The 21,882-nt window shown below is 41.3% G+C and carries 26 protein-coding genes; 1 reads left to right on the top strand and 25 read right to left on the bottom strand.

What is annotated here, in order from left to right; all coding sequences use genetic code 11:
- Positions 1–42 precede the first annotated feature (42 nt).
- The 4 genes from AC3ITG_RS12640 to AC3ITG_RS12625 all read right to left on the bottom strand — a co-directional run bounded on the left by AC3ITG_RS12640 (position 43) and on the right by AC3ITG_RS12625 (position 3,262).
- Positions 43–606, bottom strand: coding sequence for a hypothetical protein (locus AC3ITG_RS12640; protein WP_489253901.1), 564 nt, complete (start codon positions 604–606; stop codon positions 43–45).
- 234 nt (positions 607–840) lie between these two features.
- On the bottom strand, positions 841–1,194 hold the full coding sequence (locus tag AC3ITG_RS12635) for a DUF3243 domain-containing protein (RefSeq protein WP_489253900.1): 354 nt from the start codon (positions 1,192–1,194) through the stop codon (positions 841–843).
- Positions 1,195–1,310: 116 nt separating this feature from the next.
- A complete protein-coding gene (locus AC3ITG_RS12630) occupies positions 1,311–1,865 on the bottom strand; it encodes an MFS transporter (protein ID WP_489253899.1) in 555 nt (184 codons plus the stop codon).
- The gene (locus AC3ITG_RS12625; protein WP_489253898.1) at positions 1,862–3,262 is read right to left on the bottom strand and encodes an FAD-binding oxidoreductase; all 1,401 of its coding nucleotides are present in this window, start codon (positions 3,260–3,262) and stop codon (positions 1,862–1,864) included. Before AC3ITG_RS12625 ends, AC3ITG_RS12630 begins: the two co-directional genes overlap by 4 nt.
- 174 nt (positions 3,263–3,436) lie before the next feature.
- Here AC3ITG_RS12625 and AC3ITG_RS12620 point away from each other — a divergent pair, with 174 nt between their 5' ends.
- Positions 3,437–3,625, top strand: a complete 189-nt coding sequence (locus AC3ITG_RS12620; RefSeq protein ID WP_413377777.1) for a hypothetical protein — start codon at positions 3,437–3,439, stop codon at positions 3,623–3,625.
- 134 nt (positions 3,626–3,759) lie between these two features.
- Here AC3ITG_RS12620 and AC3ITG_RS12615 read toward each other — a convergent pair whose 3' ends face one another.
- From AC3ITG_RS12615 to AC3ITG_RS12515, 21 genes are all read right to left on the bottom strand, one after another.
- Complete coding sequence (locus tag AC3ITG_RS12615) at positions 3,760–4,689, bottom strand: NAD(P)/FAD-dependent oxidoreductase (protein WP_489253897.1); 930 nt, start codon at positions 4,687–4,689, stop codon at positions 3,760–3,762.
- 196 nt (positions 4,690–4,885) lie between these two features.
- Positions 4,886–6,517, bottom strand: coding sequence for an S-layer homology domain-containing protein (locus AC3ITG_RS12610; RefSeq protein ID WP_489253896.1), 1,632 nt, complete (start codon positions 6,515–6,517; stop codon positions 4,886–4,888).
- A 150-nt stretch (positions 6,518–6,667) separates the two neighbouring features.
- Positions 6,668–7,270, bottom strand: a complete 603-nt coding sequence (locus AC3ITG_RS12605) for a nitroreductase family protein (protein WP_489253895.1) — start codon at positions 7,268–7,270, stop codon at positions 6,668–6,670.
- 140 nt (positions 7,271–7,410) lie between these two features.
- Positions 7,411–7,656 carry a hypothetical protein gene (locus tag AC3ITG_RS12600; RefSeq protein ID WP_163760440.1) on the bottom strand — a complete coding sequence of 82 codons (246 nt, stop codon included), beginning with the start codon at positions 7,654–7,656 and terminating at the stop codon, positions 7,411–7,413.
- 180 nt (positions 7,657–7,836) lie between these two features.
- Entirely contained in the window at positions 7,837–8,607 is a 771-nt protein-coding gene (locus tag AC3ITG_RS12595) for an acyl-[acyl-carrier-protein] thioesterase (RefSeq protein WP_489253894.1), read from the bottom strand.
- A 54-nt stretch (positions 8,608–8,661) separates the two neighbouring features.
- A complete protein-coding gene (locus tag AC3ITG_RS12590) occupies positions 8,662–9,522 on the bottom strand; it encodes a helix-turn-helix domain-containing protein (protein ID WP_163760435.1) in 861 nt (286 codons plus the stop codon).
- 159 nt (positions 9,523–9,681) lie between these two features.
- A complete protein-coding gene (locus AC3ITG_RS12585; RefSeq protein WP_489253893.1) occupies positions 9,682–10,230 on the bottom strand; it encodes a glutathione peroxidase in 549 nt (182 codons plus the stop codon).
- A 172-nt stretch (positions 10,231–10,402) separates the two neighbouring features.
- Positions 10,403–11,203, bottom strand: a complete 801-nt coding sequence (locus AC3ITG_RS12580) for an HAD family hydrolase (protein WP_449009022.1) — start codon at positions 11,201–11,203, stop codon at positions 10,403–10,405.
- Between the two features lie 7 nt (positions 11,204–11,210).
- The gene (locus tag AC3ITG_RS12575; protein ID WP_489253892.1) at positions 11,211–11,723 is read right to left on the bottom strand and encodes a DUF6886 family protein; all 513 of its coding nucleotides are present in this window, start codon (positions 11,721–11,723) and stop codon (positions 11,211–11,213) included.
- Positions 11,724–11,751: 28 nt separating this feature from the next.
- Positions 11,752–12,264, bottom strand: a complete 513-nt coding sequence (locus AC3ITG_RS12570; RefSeq protein ID WP_489253891.1) for a GNAT family N-acetyltransferase — start codon at positions 12,262–12,264, stop codon at positions 11,752–11,754.
- A gap of 38 nt (positions 12,265–12,302) precedes the next feature.
- Positions 12,303–12,938: a hypothetical protein gene (locus AC3ITG_RS12565; RefSeq protein WP_489253890.1), complete on the bottom strand. Its 636-nt coding sequence runs from the start codon at positions 12,936–12,938 to the stop codon at positions 12,303–12,305.
- Between the two features lie 53 nt (positions 12,939–12,991).
- The gene (locus tag AC3ITG_RS12560; RefSeq protein ID WP_489253889.1) at positions 12,992–13,435 is read right to left on the bottom strand and encodes a GNAT family N-acetyltransferase; all 444 of its coding nucleotides are present in this window, start codon (positions 13,433–13,435) and stop codon (positions 12,992–12,994) included.
- A 64-nt stretch (positions 13,436–13,499) separates the two neighbouring features.
- Positions 13,500–14,003, bottom strand: coding sequence for a DUF1648 domain-containing protein (locus AC3ITG_RS12555; RefSeq protein ID WP_489253888.1), 504 nt, complete (start codon positions 14,001–14,003; stop codon positions 13,500–13,502).
- Positions 14,004–14,150: 147 nt separating this feature from the next.
- On the bottom strand, positions 14,151–14,792 hold the full coding sequence (locus tag AC3ITG_RS12550; RefSeq protein WP_489253887.1) for a FusB/FusC family EF-G-binding protein: 642 nt from the start codon (positions 14,790–14,792) through the stop codon (positions 14,151–14,153).
- A gap of 265 nt (positions 14,793–15,057) precedes the next feature.
- Complete coding sequence (locus AC3ITG_RS12545; protein ID WP_489253886.1) at positions 15,058–15,915, bottom strand: MBL fold metallo-hydrolase; 858 nt, start codon at positions 15,913–15,915, stop codon at positions 15,058–15,060.
- A 157-nt stretch (positions 15,916–16,072) separates the two neighbouring features.
- Entirely contained in the window at positions 16,073–16,519 is a 447-nt protein-coding gene (locus AC3ITG_RS12540) for a hypothetical protein (protein ID WP_489253885.1), read from the bottom strand.
- Between the two features lie 62 nt (positions 16,520–16,581).
- The gene (locus tag AC3ITG_RS12535) at positions 16,582–18,048 is read right to left on the bottom strand and encodes an amidase family protein (RefSeq protein WP_489253884.1); all 1,467 of its coding nucleotides are present in this window, start codon (positions 18,046–18,048) and stop codon (positions 16,582–16,584) included.
- A 56-nt stretch (positions 18,049–18,104) separates the two neighbouring features.
- Positions 18,105–18,626, bottom strand: a complete 522-nt coding sequence (locus tag AC3ITG_RS12530) for a DinB family protein (protein ID WP_489253883.1) — start codon at positions 18,624–18,626, stop codon at positions 18,105–18,107.
- Between the two features lie 282 nt (positions 18,627–18,908).
- Positions 18,909–19,850 carry a GNAT family N-acetyltransferase gene (locus AC3ITG_RS12525; protein WP_489253882.1) on the bottom strand — a complete coding sequence of 314 codons (942 nt, stop codon included), beginning with the start codon at positions 19,848–19,850 and terminating at the stop codon, positions 18,909–18,911.
- Positions 19,851–19,923: 73 nt separating this feature from the next.
- Complete coding sequence (locus AC3ITG_RS12520; protein WP_163760412.1) at positions 19,924–20,688, bottom strand: Nif3-like dinuclear metal center hexameric protein; 765 nt, start codon at positions 20,686–20,688, stop codon at positions 19,924–19,926.
- Between the two features lie 61 nt (positions 20,689–20,749).
- Positions 20,750–21,808: an alpha/beta hydrolase family protein gene (locus tag AC3ITG_RS12515; RefSeq protein ID WP_489253881.1), complete on the bottom strand. Its 1,059-nt coding sequence runs from the start codon at positions 21,806–21,808 to the stop codon at positions 20,750–20,752.
- Positions 21,809–21,882: the final 74 nt, after the last annotated feature.

Below are 21,882 nucleotides of genomic sequence, written 5' to 3'. Positions count from 1 at the left end.
TGGAACCGGAGGAATGCTTAACCGTTTAATTTTGATTTACTTTTAAGGAATGTACTGCTGTACAATTTTGATCACTTTTCCGTCCTGCACAGTGAGGTGATACGGGAATACGGACAGATCAAGAATATTGGTATTGTCATACAAGGATTCGAATTTGCTGAGCGCCACTGACTCATTCCATTGAATGGTGGTGCCCGACACTGTACCATCACGATCATACAACTGCATCAACACTTCAACATTAGCACTTACTTCTACCTTTTCCTGCTCTTTGCTGTCATTGACAATATAATAACCATCAGGAGCACCATCTATACCAGAGCCCGGATTACGTTGTTCAAAAACTTTATCAGCCTCTGCACCTTGGTACCAGCCAATCTTGTCTACAATCAAGTACAATTTACCATTCTCATGCTGTATGTCTTCCACATACGCTGTAAACATCTCGGAGTTTGCAGCTTGCGCTTTGGCAGAAGCCTGTACAGAGTCCGTGCTCTCCTCAGCGTTCGCTGGTGTAAGCAAATATGTAGCAAGCACAATCATGCCAAGCAATGCAACAGCCGCACCCAGCATTCGTAATTTCCATTGTTTCGCCGCGTTCTTCATAGGCAGCATCTCTCCTTATTATGAACGTTACTATTCCTTAACCGGAAGGCTTTCTCTTCAAACGCTCATATGAATATTTAATCTTTCTTTTACTCTCCCTATCATACTGGGTGTACACACTGCAAAAGTATCAGCCAGATGAAAAATAGTTACAATAGGTGTCATAAAAAAGAAACCCTGAATGCCATGGCATCCAGAGTCTCTATTGGCTTAGCTTTTAGTTTCAGCTCGATCTTAATGATCCGGGGTTGAACCTTGTGCCAGACGCACAAGCATATGTGCCAGCATATGGCGTTCTTCCTCTTTCCCAACATTCCACAGTTCTTGGAGCAACTTCTCTTCACGGTTACGCGGCTCTTCACGGGCTGCCAAATAGTCGGCTACTTTCTCGGCGATTTTGGCTATCTGTTCCTCACCCAGTCCAATCGATTCTCCCATTGCAATTCGTTTGCCCAGATATCCTTTAAAGGCATCAAAGTTCTGTAAAATCTGTTCCCGTTCCTCCGGCGCAATCTTATCAATCGCATTGTCTACCTTGTCGGTTGAAACTTGGCCATCTTTATGGATAACATGATTTTGTTCATTCATCTGAAAAACCTCCTTGAGAATACTCGCTTTGTGGAATGTAAGCAAAATGCTTAATCATACCAGGTTATCTATAATATAAACTTCTCGCTGGAGATTAATCAGACCATTTCTATCCTTTAGCCATCAACTGCTTCCTCAGAAATGCTTCCTAATCGCCATACTGCCAGACCTCCCCACATATACAGCATGGCACTCAGATAAAATAATACATCGATCGTCAGCCAATCAATCAGCACACCGCCAACAATAACCGCAAATCCAGACGCGGCGGATGTCCAGAAATGATAGTTACCTATAGCCGTGCCACGTTGCCCAGCCACCGTATAATTGGCGAGTAGCACCCGTTCACTCATTCGCTGCATCGCATTGCATGTCCCCATCATAATTTGCAGCAGCAGCACCCAGATATAGGAAATGACCCACGGAAATGCAATCATGGCTGCGGCCATCCCCACCGAACTTACAATGAGCCACTGCTTGGCGTGTCGATCCATTCGGGGAGCGAGCCATTGCGAAGCAGCAGCCGAACTGATTGTAAATACGGCAAAGGCGAGCCCATATTTGGAGAAGCTGTTACCCAGATTTTTGAGAAACAAAAGATAATACGGATAAATCATGCCCGAAGCGAGCGTAACAATACTTTGAGATCGAACAAGCCACTTGATATTCATGGATGATTCCCTCCATACTGCTCCATAAAATAGTTCATAAAAAGATGATTGGGATCAACCTTTTCTTTGTCTGCAAAAAACTCATTCTTTCGTGGATAGGCCTGTTCGAATTGCTCTAAAGTTGCATAACCTGCATAGGGAAGATAATATGTTCCGTTATATCGAAGGACGGCATCTAACAGTTGCTGCATACTGCCCTTAAACTTCTCTTGTTCTGCCTCGGACAACGAAGCGTGAAATAAACAGACGAGTCCGAACATATCCTGCGTCGCATATGAAAGCACAGCTTCTTCATCATGTTTCACATGCCTGACTGTAATGTTAAGCAGATCCAATTGCTCCTGAGATACAATCTCTCCCATCTCCTGAACAAATGCGGGGAAGGCATCAACCGGAATAAAATATTCCTGCAGCAGATCATTTTCACCCGGCTGATGATACTCCATGAAGGCAGACGCAGAAGCCATCGCATTGTTGCGGCTGAGCCTCTTGCCATCCTGGGACTCGAAGTACCGCTGTTGCAGCGGCCAAAACCAGGCCCGCCCCCATTCTAACTCACGGTTCAGGTTGAACAGGAGTTTGCTGGGGAGCACGCCCCTTTCACGTTCATCCAGATGATTATAATCATCCAGTGAAGCCGTTGGATCAAGAGCATAATTCAATGCGTACATCTCGCGAAAGTAGCCTTCACCGGGCTGAACTGAAATTCGGGCCAGATGCATACGCATCATCGGGTCTCCCAGGACATTCTTTTGAAAATAAGACGGGTAGTCCCCAACCTGCACCTGCTCAGTTGTGAGACGATAGACTTCATCATCCGTTAACGTCAACGTAACGTCCAGAATCACGCCAAACAGTCCGTAACCCCCGAGTACAAGCGGGAAAAGCTCGGCATTCTCGGTGCGACTCACTTGCCGAATCTGACCATCTGCCGTCAAGAGATGAAAGGAATCGACACTTTCAATCAAGGAACCTTGATGAAGCTCTCGACCATGTGCATTTACACTGATAGATCCGCCTACGGTGAAAATATTTTGGGACTGCATATTTTTGACCGCCAATCCATAAGGATTAATGGCTCGCTGTACGTCAGCCCAGGTCGCCCCTGCCTGTACACGCACCTTTTTGGCATCGGTATTGACTTCCAGCACTTTGTTATACGAGGTCATGTCTATGACAATGCCATCTTTATAATAGGTGTGTCCTCCCTGACTATGCCGCTGTCCGGCAATGGAAATTGTCAGATTCCGCTCTCGGGCATCCTGAAGCAGTTCAACGAGTTGCTGCTCTTCATGTCCTTCCACCACACGTTCAACCTTAACCGGATGAAGGCGGCTGTAGTCGGTAATCAGATATGGATTCTGATCATCGCTATCTGTTCTCCAATATGTCCACACACATAAAATCAGAAGTAACAGGAGCATGCTCGTTTTTTTGAACAGATGAACTCCTCCTCCCCTAACACATAGCGTTTCAATTTGATTTGATTGGTTAATCGTTTACATATAGATTACAAGGATTGGATATGTTAAGGAACACCTTAAACATACCTGAATAAGGAGGGATTTTCCATGAATGAATATAAAAAAGAGCGAAAAAACAAGGATCTTGAGCCTGGTGTGAATGCAATTATTGAACCCGATCCGAACAATCCCGGCCCAACCGACATGATTGAAGAAGCCGTAGGAGAAATCGTAGACAACATCACTCATCCTCACAAAGCCAAAACGACCGAGATCCGCAATACAAACAGCAAATAAATTCTGACCATCCTTTTGCAAGCAGTTTGCGTACAATGCAAAAAGTCCTCCAACCTTAATCATAACGGTCGGGGGACTTTTTAATTTCTTTTTTTTACAAATGGGATGTTCACCATCAGCATTTTAATTTACGTTTAGAGCTGCTTCACTTTGTTTTCCTTTTTCATCTGCTGCAATGCCTTGTGAATCCAGATCGCGGCAATCGAACCTTCGCCCATAGCAACCGTAGCTTGTTCCGCGTGCAGACCCAGATCCCCGGCAATCCATACATTAGGCGCTGCCTGCATGCTTCGTGCGTTGGCTTCCACGTGTTTATTATCCGAGATGACGGCTCCAAGCTGCTCTGCCAGTTCATAATGTACACGATTGCCTCCAAACGCGATAAATCCACGCTCTGACTCAAAAATCTGTCCATCTTCCGTCAGCACACCCGTAATATGGCCATCTTCCATCTGTTGCACTTCTTGGACGGCCGCCTCAAGGTAACGAACTCCTGCCTCTTTCATGCTTCGATGAAGCTCAGCGGAGATTGGCGACTGCTCATGGTTGATGTACAACAACTCATTGGTACGTTGAATCAAAACCATAGCCATGTTTGCACCGGCTTCGCCTGCACCCAGCAATATCGTGCGCTGATCCTGAATCTCATATCCATCGCAATCCGGGCACACATATACTGTTCGTCCTAAGGTAGGCGTTAATCCCGGAATGGCCGGTATCCTGTCCGTTAGTCCAGTTGCCAGTAAGACTGTTTTTGCCATATATTCAGAGCCGGAAGAGCCGAACAATTGAATCTGTTCCCCCCGGCGTCCTGCCTTAATGATACGGTCTTTCTCAAAAGACACTCCAGTTCGCTCTGCCTGCATTCTTCCTTTGGACCGCAACTCTTCACCGGAGACTCCATTGGGAAAACCAAGAATATTATGATAGGTTCGGCATAACGTTGATCTGCCTTCTCCTGCGTCCACCACCAACACCCGATGGGAAGAGTAACGCCCCATCTGAATGGCTGCCTGAAGTCCTGCGAGTCCTCCACCTACTATAATGCAATCATACTCTCGCATGCTCCATCTCCCTCCTATGCTTCTATCTCTTATATGTTATTGGACAGTTCACTATCCTTCTATCCATTTACACCGTTCAACCAGAATCAAACGTAATCCGTTACAACTTAGCTTTTACCAAAATAAAATAACCCAAACCATCCGTCTGAATAACGGTGCGTTTGGGTCGGTTTAAGAAAGGATTATAATTCCGAATTTAGAAAATGTATGATTCAAATCGTGAAGCGTTCGAAATGGCATTCCATACATCTGCCGTCTCTCCGCCCATATACCAGTAGGCCAATCCGGCAATATTACGCTCTTCGCTCATCATTACTTTCGCGGATAATGAACGGCTGTCCTCTGCCCATATATATCTCGGCGTCCCATTACTGTTGTAGCCGATGACATATTGGACCAGATCTGCATCCCATCGTCTCACAGAACCTGAAGCTCGTGCACGTGTTCCCTGTTCTGCCAAAGTGATGTCCCATGAACTGGCTCCCGGATTAACGGAAGACCAATCCCGTGTATATAAAGGCAGGGCCAGAATTGTTTTGGCGCGAACTACCTCAGAGAGCATGGTATCCAGAGCCTTTTCAACCCAAGGAAGAGATGCCACAGACCCTGCTTGCGGGTCGCCGTTCCAATGTTCCTCATATCCCATTAGTACCATGTAATCCGATACGGCACCCAATTGCGCATAATCAAATGCATCGGTCCAGTCTGTCCCCAGATCTGGTGATACATCTACGGACACAACAGCGCCCAGTGCATGCAGAGCCGTTGTCAGTGAAGTAATAAATGCGGTCATTCCTTCACGATCAGCTGGCAGTACGTTCTCGAAATCCACGTTAATGCCATCCAGTTTATATGTTTTCACAAAAGATGTGACCTGTGAGATCACGGCTGCCCGGTTGGCTGAACTCGATAACATCTGGTGGGTAAGGTCCGGGTTCGAACGATTGCCAAGCAACGGCCATACCTGTCTGTCTGTAGCAGATGCCCAGGATAATAGAGACGTGTCCGTGAGATCCGTGACTTTCATGCTGCTATTTAGGAAGAACCAACGGGGAACCAGTGTGTTGGCTTCCGACTGTTCAATCTGTTTCTTGAACTCAGCTGTAGAAGCGTTATATTGCCATCCTAGCTGAATACCGAGCTGATCCTCGCTTTTCAGCTGATCTGACCAGGTTTTCTTTTGCAAAATGGCATCCAGCATAACTGCTGCCTCTTCTCTGGTCACTTGGTCATGCGGGCGAAACTTGCCATCACTGCCGCGCATCAAGCCAAGCTGATATACGGTCTGCACATAAGGACGCGCCCAGTCGGATATCTCAGCTGCATCGTTATATGTGGATGAAAGGAGGTTCGTTGATTTGGAAGATTGTTTCAGCATCCTCACCAGCAGTGCAGCCGCTTCTTCCCGAGTAATGGAGGCGTTTGGCTGGAACACTCCCTGACTCTTGCCCTCAAGAATGGAAAGATTGGTCATGGCTGCAACGTTGCCGTAATACCAAGCGTTTATGCTGACATCGTTATATGGATTAATATTGTTTTTAACGGGCTTCAAACCTAGCAGTCTCACAGCAAATGTTGCAAATTCAGCACGAGTGACTGCCTTTTTGGGCTCAAACGTATTCTCGGAGGTTCCGGCAGCAATTCCCGCCTTGACCAGGTGTGCAATGGCATCCTTAGCATAACTAGAGGTTGTATCATGGAACACCTGCTGAGCCGCTGCTGCCTGAGCTGTGGATGCACCGATGGAGATTGATCCTATGGTCAGTACGCCGCACAAAACAGCATTCCATAGCTTTCGCCGGGTACGTTTGTATATTCTATTATTCACATCAAAAAGCCTCGCTTCAATGGAGTACGATCTACATCATCGTATCAAATTGAAGCGAGGCCGTATGTGCTTAAATATTGGGAAATTCGCTGAGCGATGTCACCTCAATTTTTTATGAATCGAGGTCACAATCGGGTTCAGGCAAAAGTCTTAATTGTGTACTTTTACACGTTGTTCAATCGGTTGGAATTCTTTCTCGCCTGGTGTTGCTGTTGGTTTGCCGAATGGCATTTGAGCGATCAGTCTCCAGTTCTCGGGAATGTTCCATTCCTGTTTGACCTTCTCGTCAATCAACGGGTTATAGTGCTGCAGGGAAGCGCCAAGACCTTCTTGTTCCAAGGCAGTCCAGATCACCAGTTGCAACATACCGTTGGATTGGTTTGCCCAGATCGGGAAATTATCCGCATAAGATGCAAAATTTTGTTGAAGCTGTGCGATCACATTATTATCTTCGAAGAAAAGCACTGTACCATATCCGCTACGGAATCCGGCCATTTTCTCAGCTGTAGATTTGAAAGCTTCTTCATTGCCAACCACTTCACGCAAAATTTCTTCGGTGTGATTCCACAGTTTGTCGTGTTGTTCACCGAGCAATACTACGGCACGAGATGTTTGTGAGTTGAATGAAGTCGGAGTGTATTTTACCGCTTCTTCCACGATTTCCTGGATTTTAGCATCCGAGATTGTGGATTCCTTGCTGATTCCATAATAAGATCTTCTGTTTTTCAACGCTTCAAAGAAAGATGTAGACATAAATATTCGCCTCCCAAAATGGTATTTCCTAAGTTCCAACACAGTAACTATAATATAGTAACATACATTAGTCAACAAACTATTTTATTTTCACTAAATGTACATTATATTTATTTCAAACAGCTATTACATGAATCTGATCACTTCGACTCGCGATAATCTGCTCGATATTTCTCTTCCGATGACGAATTGCTCTTGGTTTGATCCTTATTCTTCTCTTCCTGCTTCTCCATATTCAGATCTTCCATCGGAATGGGGTCCACCGTCTGCTCTTCTTCATACCGGTCAAGCAAACTTTCCTGCTCTGTTGGATACTGTTCGGGATTATTATGGGAACGATCCTTATGTGTATCCTTGTTATTTTGATCCGGTGTGCGCTCTTTCATTCGTGATTCCTCCTCAGTTTTTCATTTACCCTTCTTTTACCTTTTCTGTCTGGCTTCTAAACACGAGCGAATTATGAGATGAACGTAACAGATGCATCTTTGTCTGCAGCAGGAGGTAAAATAGCAAAAAGCCAACCAGAACAAACTGGTTGACTTCATCTACTTGTATTCTGTTCCATTTCATTGATCACTGGGCGAAGCAATGAAATCTCCGAGAGTCAATTTGGCTTCAAAAATAATGCTCTCATTCTCTTCAGCCAATCTTCCTCGGACCCACACAGCTCCCTCTGTAACCACTGAACGCTCAACAATCATTTGCTCCTGCATACGAATCTCACGATGATATGAAATTTGCAGACGGATCATACCTGAAGCCAGTTCATCCAGTGTTAATGCATCACAACATACGTCTGCATACCGGGCGTTGTTCATATGACCATTACTGTCTGTGCTGCTGTATTGTACAGTTAAACGATATTGTTCCTGCAAGCTGAGTTCAGAGGGAACTGTCACTTTAGCAGGGGCTTCACCTAAGGATAAATCAGGATGCGATTTCACTTCAAAAGGTAAAGCTGATGGTCTGACGACTCTGCGTCTCTTTAGATCGACCAACGCCCAAGCCGTGCGAGCCTCAGACAGAGGTGTTCCCTCTCGATCTGTGAGGATATAATCCCTTAACCATGTCACACCTTTATTTTCTTTATGCCACGTCTGCAAGGATACTTCTTCTTCCAATCGGGCTGGGCGTATGATTGTGACATCTGTCGTTAATAGCATCCAGCCCAATCCCTGATCGAGCATCTCCGATACGGTAACTCCCATGCCTGCTAAATCACGGTCTGCTGCCAACTGCATATGTTCCAGTAAAGCAGATGCACGACATTGTGATCTGTAATCGGCATCGGCTGATCCAATTCGGTAATCAAGCTTGAATGGTTGTTCAGATTGCATTCAGTAACCTCCTCAGGCTGTGCAGCATGTAAAATCTTGATCCGTGACACTACATTAATCAAACGATCGATGTAATCGACTGCGGTACAGATCAGGTGCACACCCTACACTTTGTTTGAACATTCGACTGAAATGGGATAAACGTTTGAACCCGGCCAACCGGCTAGCCTCTGTCACACTGATATCCGGCTGATATTGGAATAACAGCTTGGCCTGATTAATTCGGCGGTCATACACATATTTAAATATGGTACTGCCTGTCATTTCTTTAAATAATCCTGCCAAGTAAGGCTTGGATAGATGAAGCTCACTTGCCAGATCATCCAGACCAATGTCCTCCATATAATGGGTTTCGACATATCCAATAATATGCTGTACATGCCGCTCCTTCTCGGAAGAAGGAAGGTGGTCCTCGACCCTGCCTCGGCAGATTCCAGCTATAACATACAGCAGGTCACATAAGCGAACGTTCATGCGTTCCTCTTTGAAATCACCCGGATTCACCGTAAGCTGATGCAAACTCAGCAGCAAAGCTTCGAAATCGGAACGAATATTGCCTGTCAGATTGATTCGGCAGTTTCTCAGTTCTTCGAACGGCTTTAACACTTCGCTCACCCGGTCCGGGTGCAGACTGCTGCGGATGGCCGAGGGATCGAAGTGCAGCGTCGTTCGCACATACGGTCTGCCTGGCATGGGATGTGGCCTATGAAGGGTCATGCCATGCATCAGGACCAGATCACCCGGTTCAAGGTTGTAGACTCGATCTCCAATCAGATAGGTGCATTCGCCATCATGAAAATAGTACACTTCATATTGCGGATGCGAATGAAATCCGTCCGATGCTCCAGGGTCGTACGTGCTGGTGGAGCGATAGCTATATTCCAGTGGTCCACTAAATTGCATTACACTTGGCACGTTCAAGTACCTCCTGTTCTGGAGAGGTTTCTTACCATTTTACCCGTTTCACATTATGTCGGATAGTACTGGACAGACTTTTGAAATATAGAAGGCCATGCACATATCCGTTTGTTTGCACGGTACGTGTCATGGCCCTTTAGGATTGTGAAAGATAGCTTACAGTAGCTGTTCAATACTCGCCTGGATCTCGTCAATCGAGTCAACAGGTTCAAAACGTTTAACCACATGCCCTTCGCCATCAATCAGAAACTTCGTGAAGTTCCACTTGATTGCATCACCATGCAACCATTCCGGGGCTTTGTCCGCCACCATTAGCTTTAGCAGTTTCGCTTGCACATCTGACTCATCAAAACCTGCAAAAGGTCCCGACTTTTTCAAAAAGTCATACAGCGGATGCGCCGCTTCCCCATTGACATCCATTTTGGAGAACATAGAGAATTTCACGCCATAGTTGATCTGACAAAAGGACTCCGCCTCTTCGCTGCTTCCCGGCTCTTGCTCCGCAAACTGATTACACGGGAAACCAATGATCTGAAGCCCTTGCTCTTTATACCGATCATAAAGCTTCTGCATATCGTCGAACTGATGCGTGTACTTACACTTGCTCGCTGTATTCACGATCAGTACAGGTTTTCCTTCGTATTGATAGAGTGGGAAACGTTCTCCACTCGTTTTGATTACGCTAAAGTCATAGATGGTTGGCATGAAATTGGTGCACCTCGCGATGTTATGTAGTTATATAGACTCATATGAATTTCTATTATATACGAAATAGAAGATTCTGTATCGTAAAAAGACCTCTATAACTCCCCTAGCGTTACAAGTGCATCCATCTCGTTATCGAATTGAAATCGTTCATCCCAAATTTTATAATCATTCATCTCAACATCCGTTCCAACACTCTCGCAACTCCGTCAGAATCATTCGTATCAGTGATCTCTTTCGAGAGAATCTTCAACTCTTCAATTGCATTACCCATGGCTACCGACCAGCCACATATTTCAAAAAGCCCGATATCATTAAAATCATCACCAAAAACCATTACGTCTTCAACTTTTATTTTCATTGCCTTACATAAAATTCTCAATGCATTCTCTTTGGAGGCTTTGATAGATGAGATTTGAACAAGGTTACCACCGTCTGTAACCAAAACATTTAATCTGGATGCAAACTTCTCTCTGAGAAAATCTATATCCTTCAATCCCGTTAAAAGTACTTTTGTTGCAGCAATACCTTTGAGCTCTTCTAATGATTTTAACGTTGGGTTTTCTTTAACTCTCATTAGCGTTGTATAATCATATTCTTTTAAACTAATCCATTGATCCTCCACTTCAAGGCTTAAACCCAGTTCATTGATTTCCATGCCATAATTTATTAATTCAGCAGTGATCGCAGGGTCTATGTGTTCATATTGTTGAATACCAGTGTAATTGCAGTGGATATAGGCTCCATTGTAATATATAAAAGAACCGCGATGGAGCAACTCCTCAGGTAAAAGCAACCTTACTGCCCTTGGTGGACGTGCTGTAGCATAGATAAATCTGATCCCTTGTTTAGAGCATTTCACCATTGCCTCATAATTCCGTTTCGAAATTTGTTTATCTGTGTTGAGTAATGTTCCATCCAAATCTAATACTACTATTGGATACTGTATAGAAATCCCCCCTATGCCACTCAAGTTCTCTCTAAACTTTCGTTGCGTTATTGAATCTATGTATTCCAAATTCTTTGAAATCCGATGTAAGTATCGCCTCTCTCAGTGGGTACAGATTTGGAGTAAATCTGAGTTCAATTCCTTTCTTAAATAATCTCTCTATTAAACCATCCATGCGGTCTACAAGTAGAGGCTTTGTAACCTGATAAGAAATGTAGTATCCCGCCGTTGGATCAAAGCGTTCAAAGTTAGTGTCATCGAAATGGTACCTGTATATGATCTGATTCATAATCCTCGGATACCATGAACTTTCAACCGTAACGATGATATCCGCATTAGAATGTTTGAAAAATTTCTCGTTATTCTCAGCACTTAAAGTGTCTGTCTTTTTACAGATGATTCTCGGGCAATCTCTTGGAAAGTAATATGAATATTCATGCTCTTCATCAATAGCCCACACCACTGCAGGAAATTCAGCTCTGTTTTGTTTCTCTCTTGGAATAAAAACTTGGATATCTGAAACCTCGCTAAAATGATAAAGCATTCAGGCACCTCCCATCATTTAGTGATTATTAAGCCTCGGTAAAGATACTCTTACATTCCCACTTCCCGTCACATAAAACGACAGAGGTTTCGATTTGTCTTTCGGGGACGTTCCAGTATCGAGTTAATAACTGCTTCTTCTCATCCGATGAAACTAGGGTGAAACCATTTTTCAAATAGAATTTTATAGCCCATTCTGCTGAATCCCAGGTTCCTATTAATATCGGTTTATCGGTTGATGCCACCAGATGAGCCAACAACTTTGTGCCTATTCCGCTACCGCGTTGGTGAGTTCTTACATATGCGTGCCTGATTAAAGTAACATCACCTTTATCCTGAATTCCCATAACGCCCCATAATCTATTATTTTCTTCAAAGCCCCAGAATACGACGCCATCACGGATTTCCTGATTCAATTCTTGCAATGGCATATAGGGTTCATGATAGCGATCCTCAGGAATTACACCCTGGTATGCCTTTGCTGCATCATTAATGATCTCAACCATTGCATCTGCGTCCATACTGTTGCACAATCTGATCATGGAATAAACCTCCTGAAAGTTATAGTCTATTAATTGAACTATCGTAATGGATATACCAATTCAATAGGTTCATTAATCAATTCCTCTTTGAAAATATAATTATGATCTGCTCCCACAACACATAGAATTTTCTTACCCGGATTCGAATGATAAGCATTCTTCACACGTTGAATCATAATCTGATTTCGTACGATCCATCTAAAGTTATTTGCTTTTGGATTAATCTGATCCAACCATTCATATTTTTGTTTGGTCATAGTATCAAACGCATCCGAGTTAAAGGGAATCGACCCAACGTCATGTGTATTCATTTGTTTAGCAAACCATTCATCATCGATCTTCTCCAACGCTTTACGCTGCTCTTCCGAGAAGCCGTTAAATGGATCAAAATCATTCCAGACATCTAACTCAAACCAGTCAATAGGCACAAACTCTATATTCCGTTCTTCACATAATGGAAAGATAAGCTCCCAATACTCACTGGCTGGCTCCCCCCAATATCCCTTATCCTGTTTATCCTTGATATACTTCTTCCAACTCTGGGGATGCACTTCACCGCAGATAATATCCGGGTTGAATTCTGTAATCAGATCCTCATACAGGATAAGTGAACTATTATATTTCTCTCTTAATTCTTGATTATGAATTGTCCCTAAGATTCCAACGAACGTCATATCATTTCTCCTTTGTAGATGTTATATAATGTTGCTGAGATTCCTATGTAAGTCTATAATCTTTTCTTCAAGAAGTACTGAATAATTCCTTCCGGGTATTCATCTATCATTCCAAATATTTCATAACCCATCTTCTTGTAAAATTCAGGAGACTGATAAGAAAATGTACTTGTATGTGAAAGTTTGCAGCCCTCACTAACAGCAATACTCTCTGCTTGCATGATTAATGATTTCCCATACCCATTTTCCCTGTATTCTTCATCAATCCAAAAGTTATCAATATATAAAGTATAACAGTACGTAGCACAGAAGATCCCACCTACTGCTTTGCCTGTCTTATCCCTTAGAAACAAATTGATGCTTTTGCCAGGTTTCTTTAACAGACCCTTTGTTTCTCTTAGATTGTAGTGATATAGATTGCTACAGACAGCATGGTAATCCTCCTCATGATCTTCAAATACAATTTTCAATTCATCGTTAACAGCAGGGGTATTCATTTTTAACGTCCTCACGATTTCATAGTATTTGTCTTCACTTCTTCAATAGAGCACAGTCCCAACTTTATTTGAGCTTAAATGATCTGTATATAAAGAAACCTATAGAACTAAATAAAACGATAATGAATATGACAACGGGCAACCAATTATTATGAGTGACTTTATCCGCACTTGAAAACTCAATGATCATCCAACTGATATAAATAAAAAACATGGATATCTCCGTCTTCATCAGATTAATCATGAGCCGTGCATTTTTATATTGTCTCTCGGCATTCTCCATATTCAAATTGAGGTAATTATACGTATGAGGATACTTCTCCAGTTGCGAAAGCCCAATCCATAAAATAAGGCCAATGACTAAGGGCAGCCATACTCCCCACTTTCCTCCCCAGCCATCAGGTTCCCCCTTCATATTAAAATGAATTGGTATCTGATCCTGTAAGGTCATCCATTGTTGTAAGCAGTAGATAATGCCAATAATAAATAAAATGATGGTTGTGATATCTAAAGTTTTTTCCAGTAACGTTTTGGGGATTGTTATCTTTGGACGATCTTTGATTTCCAATTTCCCACTCTTCTCCGTATACACACCGTATGATTACATGTTAACAATTATCAACCTCTTTTTCCAATGATTTCTGAACACCCTTTAGGAATGAAATCATAAGCAAAAAAGGCCGCCTTTGCAGGCAGCCCTTTACTTAATATAACCTTATTTACGAACGGAGAGAATGAACTTCTCCAGCGATTCTGTATTGGTAATGCTGTGATTACATCCTTGGTTCTCCATGCATACGTATTGACCAATCGCAGAATAATTATCCGGTAAAGCGTTCTTGGTCTTGACCGTGAAGAATGCAAGCTCTTGATGCCGATTACAGAATAGGCAGTACCCCTTCTTGTGTGTCGGCGTTATTCTTCCCTCAATACCGATAAACTGTCCTTCGAACGGATACACAACGAATAATTTGTTCGTTGCAATATCTACCCAGCTCAGATACGTTACATATCGAAAATCAATGGATTGTAGATCAGGCATTTTCATCTTTTTGTTCTTCGGAAATAACTTCTGAATATGTTTCAACGTAATCGGTGGATACAACTCCAGGTATGGTTCTAGTGCTTTCATATACCGTTGAAAATCGTCTGTTGTCTCCAGCGACGAGATTTGCTCCAGCATTTGCTGCTGATCCTCTGTCAGATCCGTAAATGCATCAATGATGTTTGTTGCAGCACTGTATCTTACAGTCTCCAGGACCCTGCGATCCGCGGCAGATTGCACGGTTTTGCGAACAAATTCAGCTTGTCTTTTAATCAAATTATATTGGTGGTTTCTAATAAATGGTGTACTCATAGCTTTCAGCTCCTTATTTTTCGTAGAAAAAAATCAATAAGGGCAAAGCCTGTTATTAGAAACGATAATATTAAGTATGGGCGAAAGAATCTAAGCTATCGCGCCCCACGCAAAGTATCGCCCCCGATCAGGCTTTGCATGAGTTATTTCTAGCTAACGAGCAATTCAGCATTGCCATCTGAGTAACCCCCAATCAAATATCATGCGAAAAGTATATCAGAGAACTTCACATGGATCAATTGAAATGAGTTTTCATGGATGTCTTTTATTCCGTTGCTTTTGATTGTAATATCTGATCATTCACGAATCCTTGTAAGAAGAAAAGCTCATTGTCATTTGCTGTTCGATCATTGGCTGCTTCAAATCGCTCGATTGCTTCCTCTAAGGATGTGGATTTCACAGCATTATTGGCCGAGATGAGCTCTCTCCAATACGTAGCCATCTCCTCCACGTCACAGATCGACTCATGACCAAGCAAGAAATGAACGGCATCATATTGCTGAATGTCCTCAATCATAGGCAATAACTTGTCTTGCTTGATATGATATAGCGAATTTGTAGTTGTGTTGTAAGCACTATCGCCCAGAAAAATGACCTTTTCATCCGGAATATATACAATGGTTGAATCATCGGTATGGGTGCTGCGAATGGTTTCCAGAATACACACTTTATTTCCTAAATCCACATGAAGTGATTCTTCAAAAATGATATCCGGCGAATTTAGTTGAAAGTTTTCTCTGTCCGGTATTTCATTTTGTATCGTTTCCATGCAATGTGAAGTCATCTTCTTGGAATCCACATACTCCTGAAGAGAGCGGTCATCATAAGAATAGTTCCGCCAATCATTCATCTTTTGGCTAGTTAGACTATTCATAATAATCGTAGCTCCGTATTCATTCATTCCTAAAAAATGATCCCAATGGGCATGAGTAATGACCACATATTTAACGGGCGGAACGTTTAACTTCTCTATCTCATGTAAGAAATCCCTTGCATGTTGAACCGAATTTCCAGCGTCAACGACAAGGCTGTATTTATCACCGCAAACTAACCCCAATGTCGGTCTTTCTTTATCATTTTGGTTAGATAGATAATAGATGGTTTCACTTAATTGATTTAGCATGTTCATTCTCCTCTATAATAAATTCTATATCCATAAGAGAGAAAATCTACATGCTTATTTAAATCAACATTTAGATTTTCTCATTTTATTTGTTTACCAATGGAATCACCTCCTTTGTTTTTCACATGAACTGAATGTTCATCATCTCACCAGATGCTCATTCTTCTTTTGCATTAAAAAATGTATCATTATTGATCTGAATTATTCTGTCTGTTGCCTCATGGTTTATCGGATCCCTGACCAACATACTAAATATTTCTCTAAGTTCTTCTATTCGTAATAAGACTTTGTCTTTGGATCTTTCCTCTCTAAGTGCGATATATAATTGATACAAACTAATATCTAAATCATCATTCAGTTTCTCAAAAGAAGTTAGTTCCGATATCGCAGCTGCATTAGACACACTTGATATCATTGACCTATACGTATAATCATTAACTTCCATACTAAAGCTGTGCTGGACATTACTTATTTCATATCTGAATGAATTATCAATAGAGTTCTGAAGCTCTTTTCTTTGATTTTGAGATTCAACAAATTTAAAACCCAGAATGATTAAGCTCAATGTTAATAAAACTATAATATAGGTACTTATTTTCCTCATTATTGAATAGCTCCTAAAAACCGAAATTTTAACGATGTTATATATTAGACGCTCTTCAAATGTTATAAGTTCGGCTTTTTTCTATGCACTGTTAGCTGTTCAAAGGCAAATGCAATACGAATCAGCACTGATTCACTAAAGGCTTTACCAGCAAACGTGATTCCGAATGGCCTTCCACTTTCCTTATATCCTGCAGGTACAGCAATCGATGGATACCCAGCTCTTGCACAAAGATCAGCACCTACATAAGAGGGGAAAACAATGGCGTCCAGTCCAAACTTATGTACAGCATAATCTATGCCGTTATTTTGCGAATGATATAGATCCGTTATTAACTCTAAAATGTAATTCGAATTATTCAATGGATTATTCAACTGTTCTCTATATTCAAGATGATTTTGCCCATATTTTAATGCCCTTTCTGCATTTTGCTTGTTCCATTCGATTAATTCATTGAGAGTATGGACAGGTAAATGTGATGGAAGACTTTGCAGATAATGTTCAACGCTATGCTTAAATTCATTATTCAACTTGTTCCACTCCCACTTCCGGTCAAACGATGGGATGTCTATATCTTCAATAATATTAGCCCCAGCTTCCTTGATCTGAATTACAGCGTTCTCAAATAGAACTTCATCATATTCTTCCTTATCACGATATCGTGTAAGGGGGGCTTTCCGGAAGATGCCTATGTTTGCATTTTTCAACCCATTAAGGTCTAAACATGTTGTATAGTCTATTGTAGAATACGAATTTTTCCAAGTAGCAGGGTCATCCTCGTCTTTTCCAGAAAGTATCCCTAGTAGGATTGCTGCATCTGTCACAGTCCTTGCCATTGGACCAGCAGTATCTTGCGAGTGTGAGAACGGTATTATACCAGCACGACTTATTAAACCTACAGTTGGCTTGATACCAACAATAGAGTTCTGAATGGATGGACTTAATATGGAACCAGATGTTTCCGTTCCTACGGAAACCATCGTAAAGTTAGCAGCTACCGCAGCAGCGGAACCTGTGCTTGAACCCCCTGGAAAAAAATCGCCATAAGGATTCAAAACTTGTCCACCTCTAGCACTGTACCCTGCCCACATATCCGAAGACATGCCATTTGCCCATTCTGTCATATTAGTTTTTCCAAGTATGATTGCCCCGGCTTCCCTCAGTTTACTAACAAGAAAAGAATCCTTAGAACTAATATGGGTTTCCAAAGCCAGTGCTCCAGCAGTTGTATGCATTCTGTCGTTGGTTTCTATGTTATCTTTCAACAGAACGGGAATCCCGTGTAGAACTCCTCTCGCTCCCACTGATTTCCTTTCAGTATCCAAGGCCTCTGCAATAAAAATCGCATCCGGGTTTATTTCCAAAACAGAATTGATCTTTGGCCCATTTTGGTCATATTGTGCAATACGATATAAGTAATACAGAACCAGGTCTCTTGAGCAAAGCTCTCCCTTTTCCAGGGCAGCCTGTATTTCAAAAATCGTGTTTTCTTCAACATTAACATGGCTCAGTTCAGATAAATTTTCCATACCCTCACCTCTTCTTTGTGCCTCAACTTATCACCACAAGGCTTTTTCAATGTTCTTTAGTGAGCTTCATGATACCATCTTCGAAGTTGATTAATGTGGGCTTGATGATAACGACTGTGGTCAGCGATATGCCAAATACCCCAGCGTATGGTCGCTTGCTTCTCATTCTCATGTCCAAAAGTAACAATCCTCGCTAGATCATCATCCGTTAATTGTGTACACGCGTCCTTCAACATGGTTATGACACCTTCATATGTCGACATAAGTGTACTCAAAGATATTCCTTGAACCATAGGAAGTCTGCCATTTTCATCAATCATGGGGCCATGTTGCTCTCTTAAGTTTTGAGGAAGTGGTAGTCCCTTTATTCGAAAAGCCCAATTCAGATCGACGTAGGTGATATGTGTTATTAATTGAGCGGTACTATTGAAGTTGTTATTAGGTCCTTTATAATCTATTTCTTCTTGCGACATACCTTCCGTGATTCGTTGGAGTCGTTGACTGTTTTCTATAACCGCAGCAAATAACAACCCAACAACAGGTGACATATTGGCTTCGCCTTTTAAATCATAAAGCACCCTAACGCCTCCTTGAAGTTGTCTTCATCGTTCTTCCCTTAGAATCTCCTTGATTTCTCTTAATTCTTGCAATATTTCTTTGGTGTACTGGTTACTCTTGGAATTATCCATTCCGATTTTCACAACAAAAATACCAAAAAACAAAGACACTACCAACATTAATATAGTCCCAATAATAATCATCCTTTCCTCAAGCAACAGAAACCCGAGAGATTAGAAACAGCGATGCTGCCCCATTCAAAAAGATCCACTCGGGTTAATAGTTAATTAATTTAACCGTGACTACTCATGTACTGGAACATACATCGTTTGTATCTCTTGAACGCCAGGAACAAATCCAAGATTAAAATAAACTGATTCGGCATCATTGCCTTCCATGACATATAACCTTAGAACTGGATACTTGTCTTTAAGAGAAGTCAGGGCTCTTTGCAGCATGCGTGTAGCAAGTCCTTTTCCTCTGTAAGCAGGGTTGACTCCGATGCTATATACTGCTGCTTGATTGTCCTGCAAACAAAGGCGACAGTTGGCTACGAGCTGTCCAGTAACCTTATCATATACAAGTGTAGAAGCTTGAGTTAGGTTCTCATTGGTATAATAGATTTCTTCGTTCGGGATAAAGTCTTCAAGGGATGTTTTCTTTCTGCGTAAGGCTTCAAAACCGTCTACAAAGCTGTCAAAGTCACACTGAGCAATTTCATCTTCATTAATGTATTGCTTAGCACCCGTTTCATTCTCGATAATTTCGGGGCTCTTAACTATAAATTCATGATCCCAACGCACATTGAAATGATCTGTCGGGCGCTGCATCCAGCGACATCTGAACTCATCTGGCCAGAATCCAGCCCTCGTAAATAAATGTACTTGATCGGGGAGAACTTCATATATCTTGATACGTTGAGTTGCATCAGACCATTTTATGAGTATTCTTTTAAGAAGTTTCAGTACCTCAAATGAATCATTGAATGGGGGCATAAAGAATAGATGATATAACGTATTGGGTGCCATCCTTACCCCACCGATTTTTGACTCTCCTTTATAAATCCAAAAAGAGTTATTCCGCGAAACATTGAAGTAGCCTTCCTCTCTAAAAAATCCAGTATAGGCCATATTATAATAGACAGAACAGTACAGTCCCCATTCTTCGGGCTCAGCCTTTTGAATGGAATATTCATTTGATAAATCATAAGAATTAAGTTCCTCAGGCCAATTATTTAATTCCACGCGTTATTCCCCCTCGTTCAAACTAACCCCATTTAATTTCTACCCTGTGTTAAGTGATACATTTGACTGTTAACTACTCCATTACTTCAAAATGTTCTTCATATAGTTGCAATATTTCTATACCTTTAAATTTCTCCTGAAGTTTTTGAGCTAAAGACTTTACTCCGAAAATTTCAGTATAGGTGTGACTTCCCACAATGATATTCATTTTTATGAACTTAGCATATTGCACTGTATATAATGTTTTTTCGCCAGTAATGTAAACGTCGCAATTACTATTCATAGCATCTCTCAACTGGTCAGTCCCATTTCCTGCTCCTGTAATCATGCCTATTCTTTTAATTTCTTTATTATTATTATTTTGAAAGTAGACTCTTTCACCCAATAATCTGTTCATATCCCCGACTAGTTGTTTCAATGTTATTGGAGATGCAAACTCCCCAATACCTATTACAGTTTTACTATCTAACTGATAAGGTTGTTGAACAATATTACTAATTCCTAGTAGATTAAGCAAAGAAATACACGTACCGAAACTAACATAATCTAAAGGTAAATGAATATAGAAATGTGCAATATTATATTCTTCTAATAGCTCTATGCAACGTTCCTTCATCCCATAAACAAAATCCCATGCATCATGATGGGTCACTATTAAATCAACATTCATCTCAGCAGCCTGCATAACAATCTCAGGAGTAATGTTTGTTGCAAAACCAATTCTCTCGTAATTATTTAATGAGAAATTACAGAAGCCATACTCTTCATCTTCTTTAAACTCTAAAAGTAATGGACCAAATAATTCTTCGATTTGCGATTTGAATTGTTGAACATTCATTAAAGTGCCCCCCAATTAATCATAATTGTTGTGAACGATTTCAATATTATCTTGAATCCCCTTAAATAACATGTCCTTTACTATTTACTTGATCAATTCCATCATTAATCTTATTTTTCAGCAGCCCATGAAATTTATTTTCTTCCTTCTTTAAATGCTCCTCAAGGAAAGCAGAGATATACTTATTAATAGTGGAATGCTTGTGTTCTATCCCATCTTCCTTGTAATGTATCGGGATATCGCTAAAAGTCATATGATGAGCACCGTTTAATTTAATAAATGAACTATTGAGTTCATTCGAGTTAAACAAAGACTCATACCCACTTAGTAACAAAGGTAATAGGTCTGGAGAGATTTCATTTTCCAATTCTTCAAACGAGCATTTCTCTTGCCGAGCTACCAATAAAGGAACAGATATTCCCTCTTCCTCATTCGTCGTCATTAAATGGAAACTAGGATCTAATAGAATGCTAGCCTTAATTCTCTTTTCTCTTTTAAGCAATTCATAAGCAGCAGCCCCACCTAATGAATGACCAATGATCCCCATTTCATTCACATCGACTATGCCCCTAATATCCTTATCTGAATCCAAGACCTTATCTACATTTTTCAAAACCCAACTGATATCTTCAACTCTAAGCTTCAATAATTGTTTCCAAGAATGAATATCTAAACTTTCTATTTCGGATATCTCTTTGGATTGCTGGACAAAGCGACCGTCAGGAAAAATGGAAAATATAGATTCATGAGTGGCCCCTATAGTAATGACAACAAATCCGCACTCCACTAAATGCTCTACACAAAAGGAATACATATCTCTAACGACACCAAAAGCCGGAGCTATAAAAATAATGGGACAGTTTTTAGCAGTAATATCAACACTCTCATCATTATGTATTTTTGTATCCAGATTACAAATATAATCTTTATTTACTCCCATACTAGAGAGCATATCAACAGCGGAAGAGATATTAGGTTCAAATAACGAAATATACTTCGACTCATGCTCCACTGGATTGGAAGGATAGTATATACTAATGAGTACTTCTCTGGTTTCCTTACTTATCGGATCAATACGTGACTCATCCTTTAAAACAAAAACCTTTTTTCCAACAGTCATTGCATTCACCCTTAACTATTTTTTCGTCACTACGACTTATATAGATTGAATTGAATGTACGCTTCCATAACTTT

Source organism: Paenibacillus sp. GL_099_B (assembly GCF_057835695.1).
This window is presented reverse-complemented; position numbering and strand designations above follow the sequence as displayed.

Bases quoted from the DNA above. Each gene is read 5' to 3' on its own strand.
- AC3ITG_RS12640 (WP_489253901.1), bottom strand. From the start codon at position 606: ATGAAGAACGCGGCGAAACAATGGAAATTACGAATGCTGGGTGCGGCT.
- AC3ITG_RS12635 (WP_489253900.1), bottom strand. From the start codon at position 1,194: ATGAATGAACAAAATCATGTTATCCATAAAGATGGCCAAGTTTCAACC.
- AC3ITG_RS12630 (WP_489253899.1), bottom strand. From the start codon at position 1,865: ATGAATATCAAGTGGCTTGTTCGATCTCAAAGTATTGTTACGCTCGCT.
- AC3ITG_RS12620 (WP_413377777.1), top strand. From the start codon at position 3,437: ATGAATGAATATAAAAAAGAGCGAAAAAACAAGGATCTTGAGCCTGGT.
- AC3ITG_RS12615 (WP_489253897.1), bottom strand. From the start codon at position 4,689: ATGCGAGAGTATGATTGCATTATAGTAGGTGGAGGACTCGCAGGACTT.
- AC3ITG_RS12605 (WP_489253895.1), bottom strand. From the start codon at position 7,270: ATGTCTACATCTTTCTTTGAAGCGTTGAAAAACAGAAGATCTTATTAT.
- AC3ITG_RS12600 (WP_163760440.1), bottom strand. From the start codon at position 7,656: ATGAAAGAGCGCACACCGGATCAAAATAACAAGGATACACATAAGGAT.
- AC3ITG_RS12595 (WP_489253894.1), bottom strand. From the start codon at position 8,607: ATGCAATCTGAACAACCATTCAAGCTTGATTACCGAATTGGATCAGCC.
- AC3ITG_RS12585 (WP_489253893.1), bottom strand. From the start codon at position 10,230: ATGCCAACCATCTATGACTTTAGCGTAATCAAAACGAGTGGAGAACGT.
- AC3ITG_RS12575 (WP_489253892.1), bottom strand. From the start codon at position 11,723: ATGCTTTATCATTTTAGCGAGGTTTCAGATATCCAAGTTTTTATTCCA.
- AC3ITG_RS12570 (WP_489253891.1), bottom strand. From the start codon at position 12,264: ATGATCAGATTGTGCAACAGTATGGACGCAGATGCAATGGTTGAGATC.
- AC3ITG_RS12565 (WP_489253890.1), bottom strand. From the start codon at position 12,938: ATGACGTTCGTTGGAATCTTAGGGACAATTCATAATCAAGAATTAAGA.
- AC3ITG_RS12560 (WP_489253889.1), bottom strand. From the start codon at position 13,435: ATGAATACCCCTGCTGTTAACGATGAATTGAAAATTGTATTTGAAGAT.
- AC3ITG_RS12550 (WP_489253887.1), bottom strand. From the start codon at position 14,792: ATGAGTACACCATTTATTAGAAACCACCAATATAATTTGATTAAAAGA.
- AC3ITG_RS12545 (WP_489253886.1), bottom strand. From the start codon at position 15,915: ATGCTAAATCAATTAAGTGAAACCATCTATTATCTATCTAACCAAAAT.
- AC3ITG_RS12540 (WP_489253885.1), bottom strand. From the start codon at position 16,519: ATGAGGAAAATAAGTACCTATATTATAGTTTTATTAACATTGAGCTTA.
- AC3ITG_RS12535 (WP_489253884.1), bottom strand. From the start codon at position 18,048: ATGGAAAATTTATCTGAACTGAGCCATGTTAATGTTGAAGAAAACACG.
- AC3ITG_RS12520 (WP_163760412.1), bottom strand. From the start codon at position 20,688: ATGAATGTTCAACAATTCAAATCGCAAATCGAAGAATTATTTGGTCCA.
- AC3ITG_RS12515 (WP_489253881.1), bottom strand. From the start codon at position 21,808: ATGACTGTTGGAAAAAAGGTTTTTGTTTTAAAGGATGAGTCACGTATT.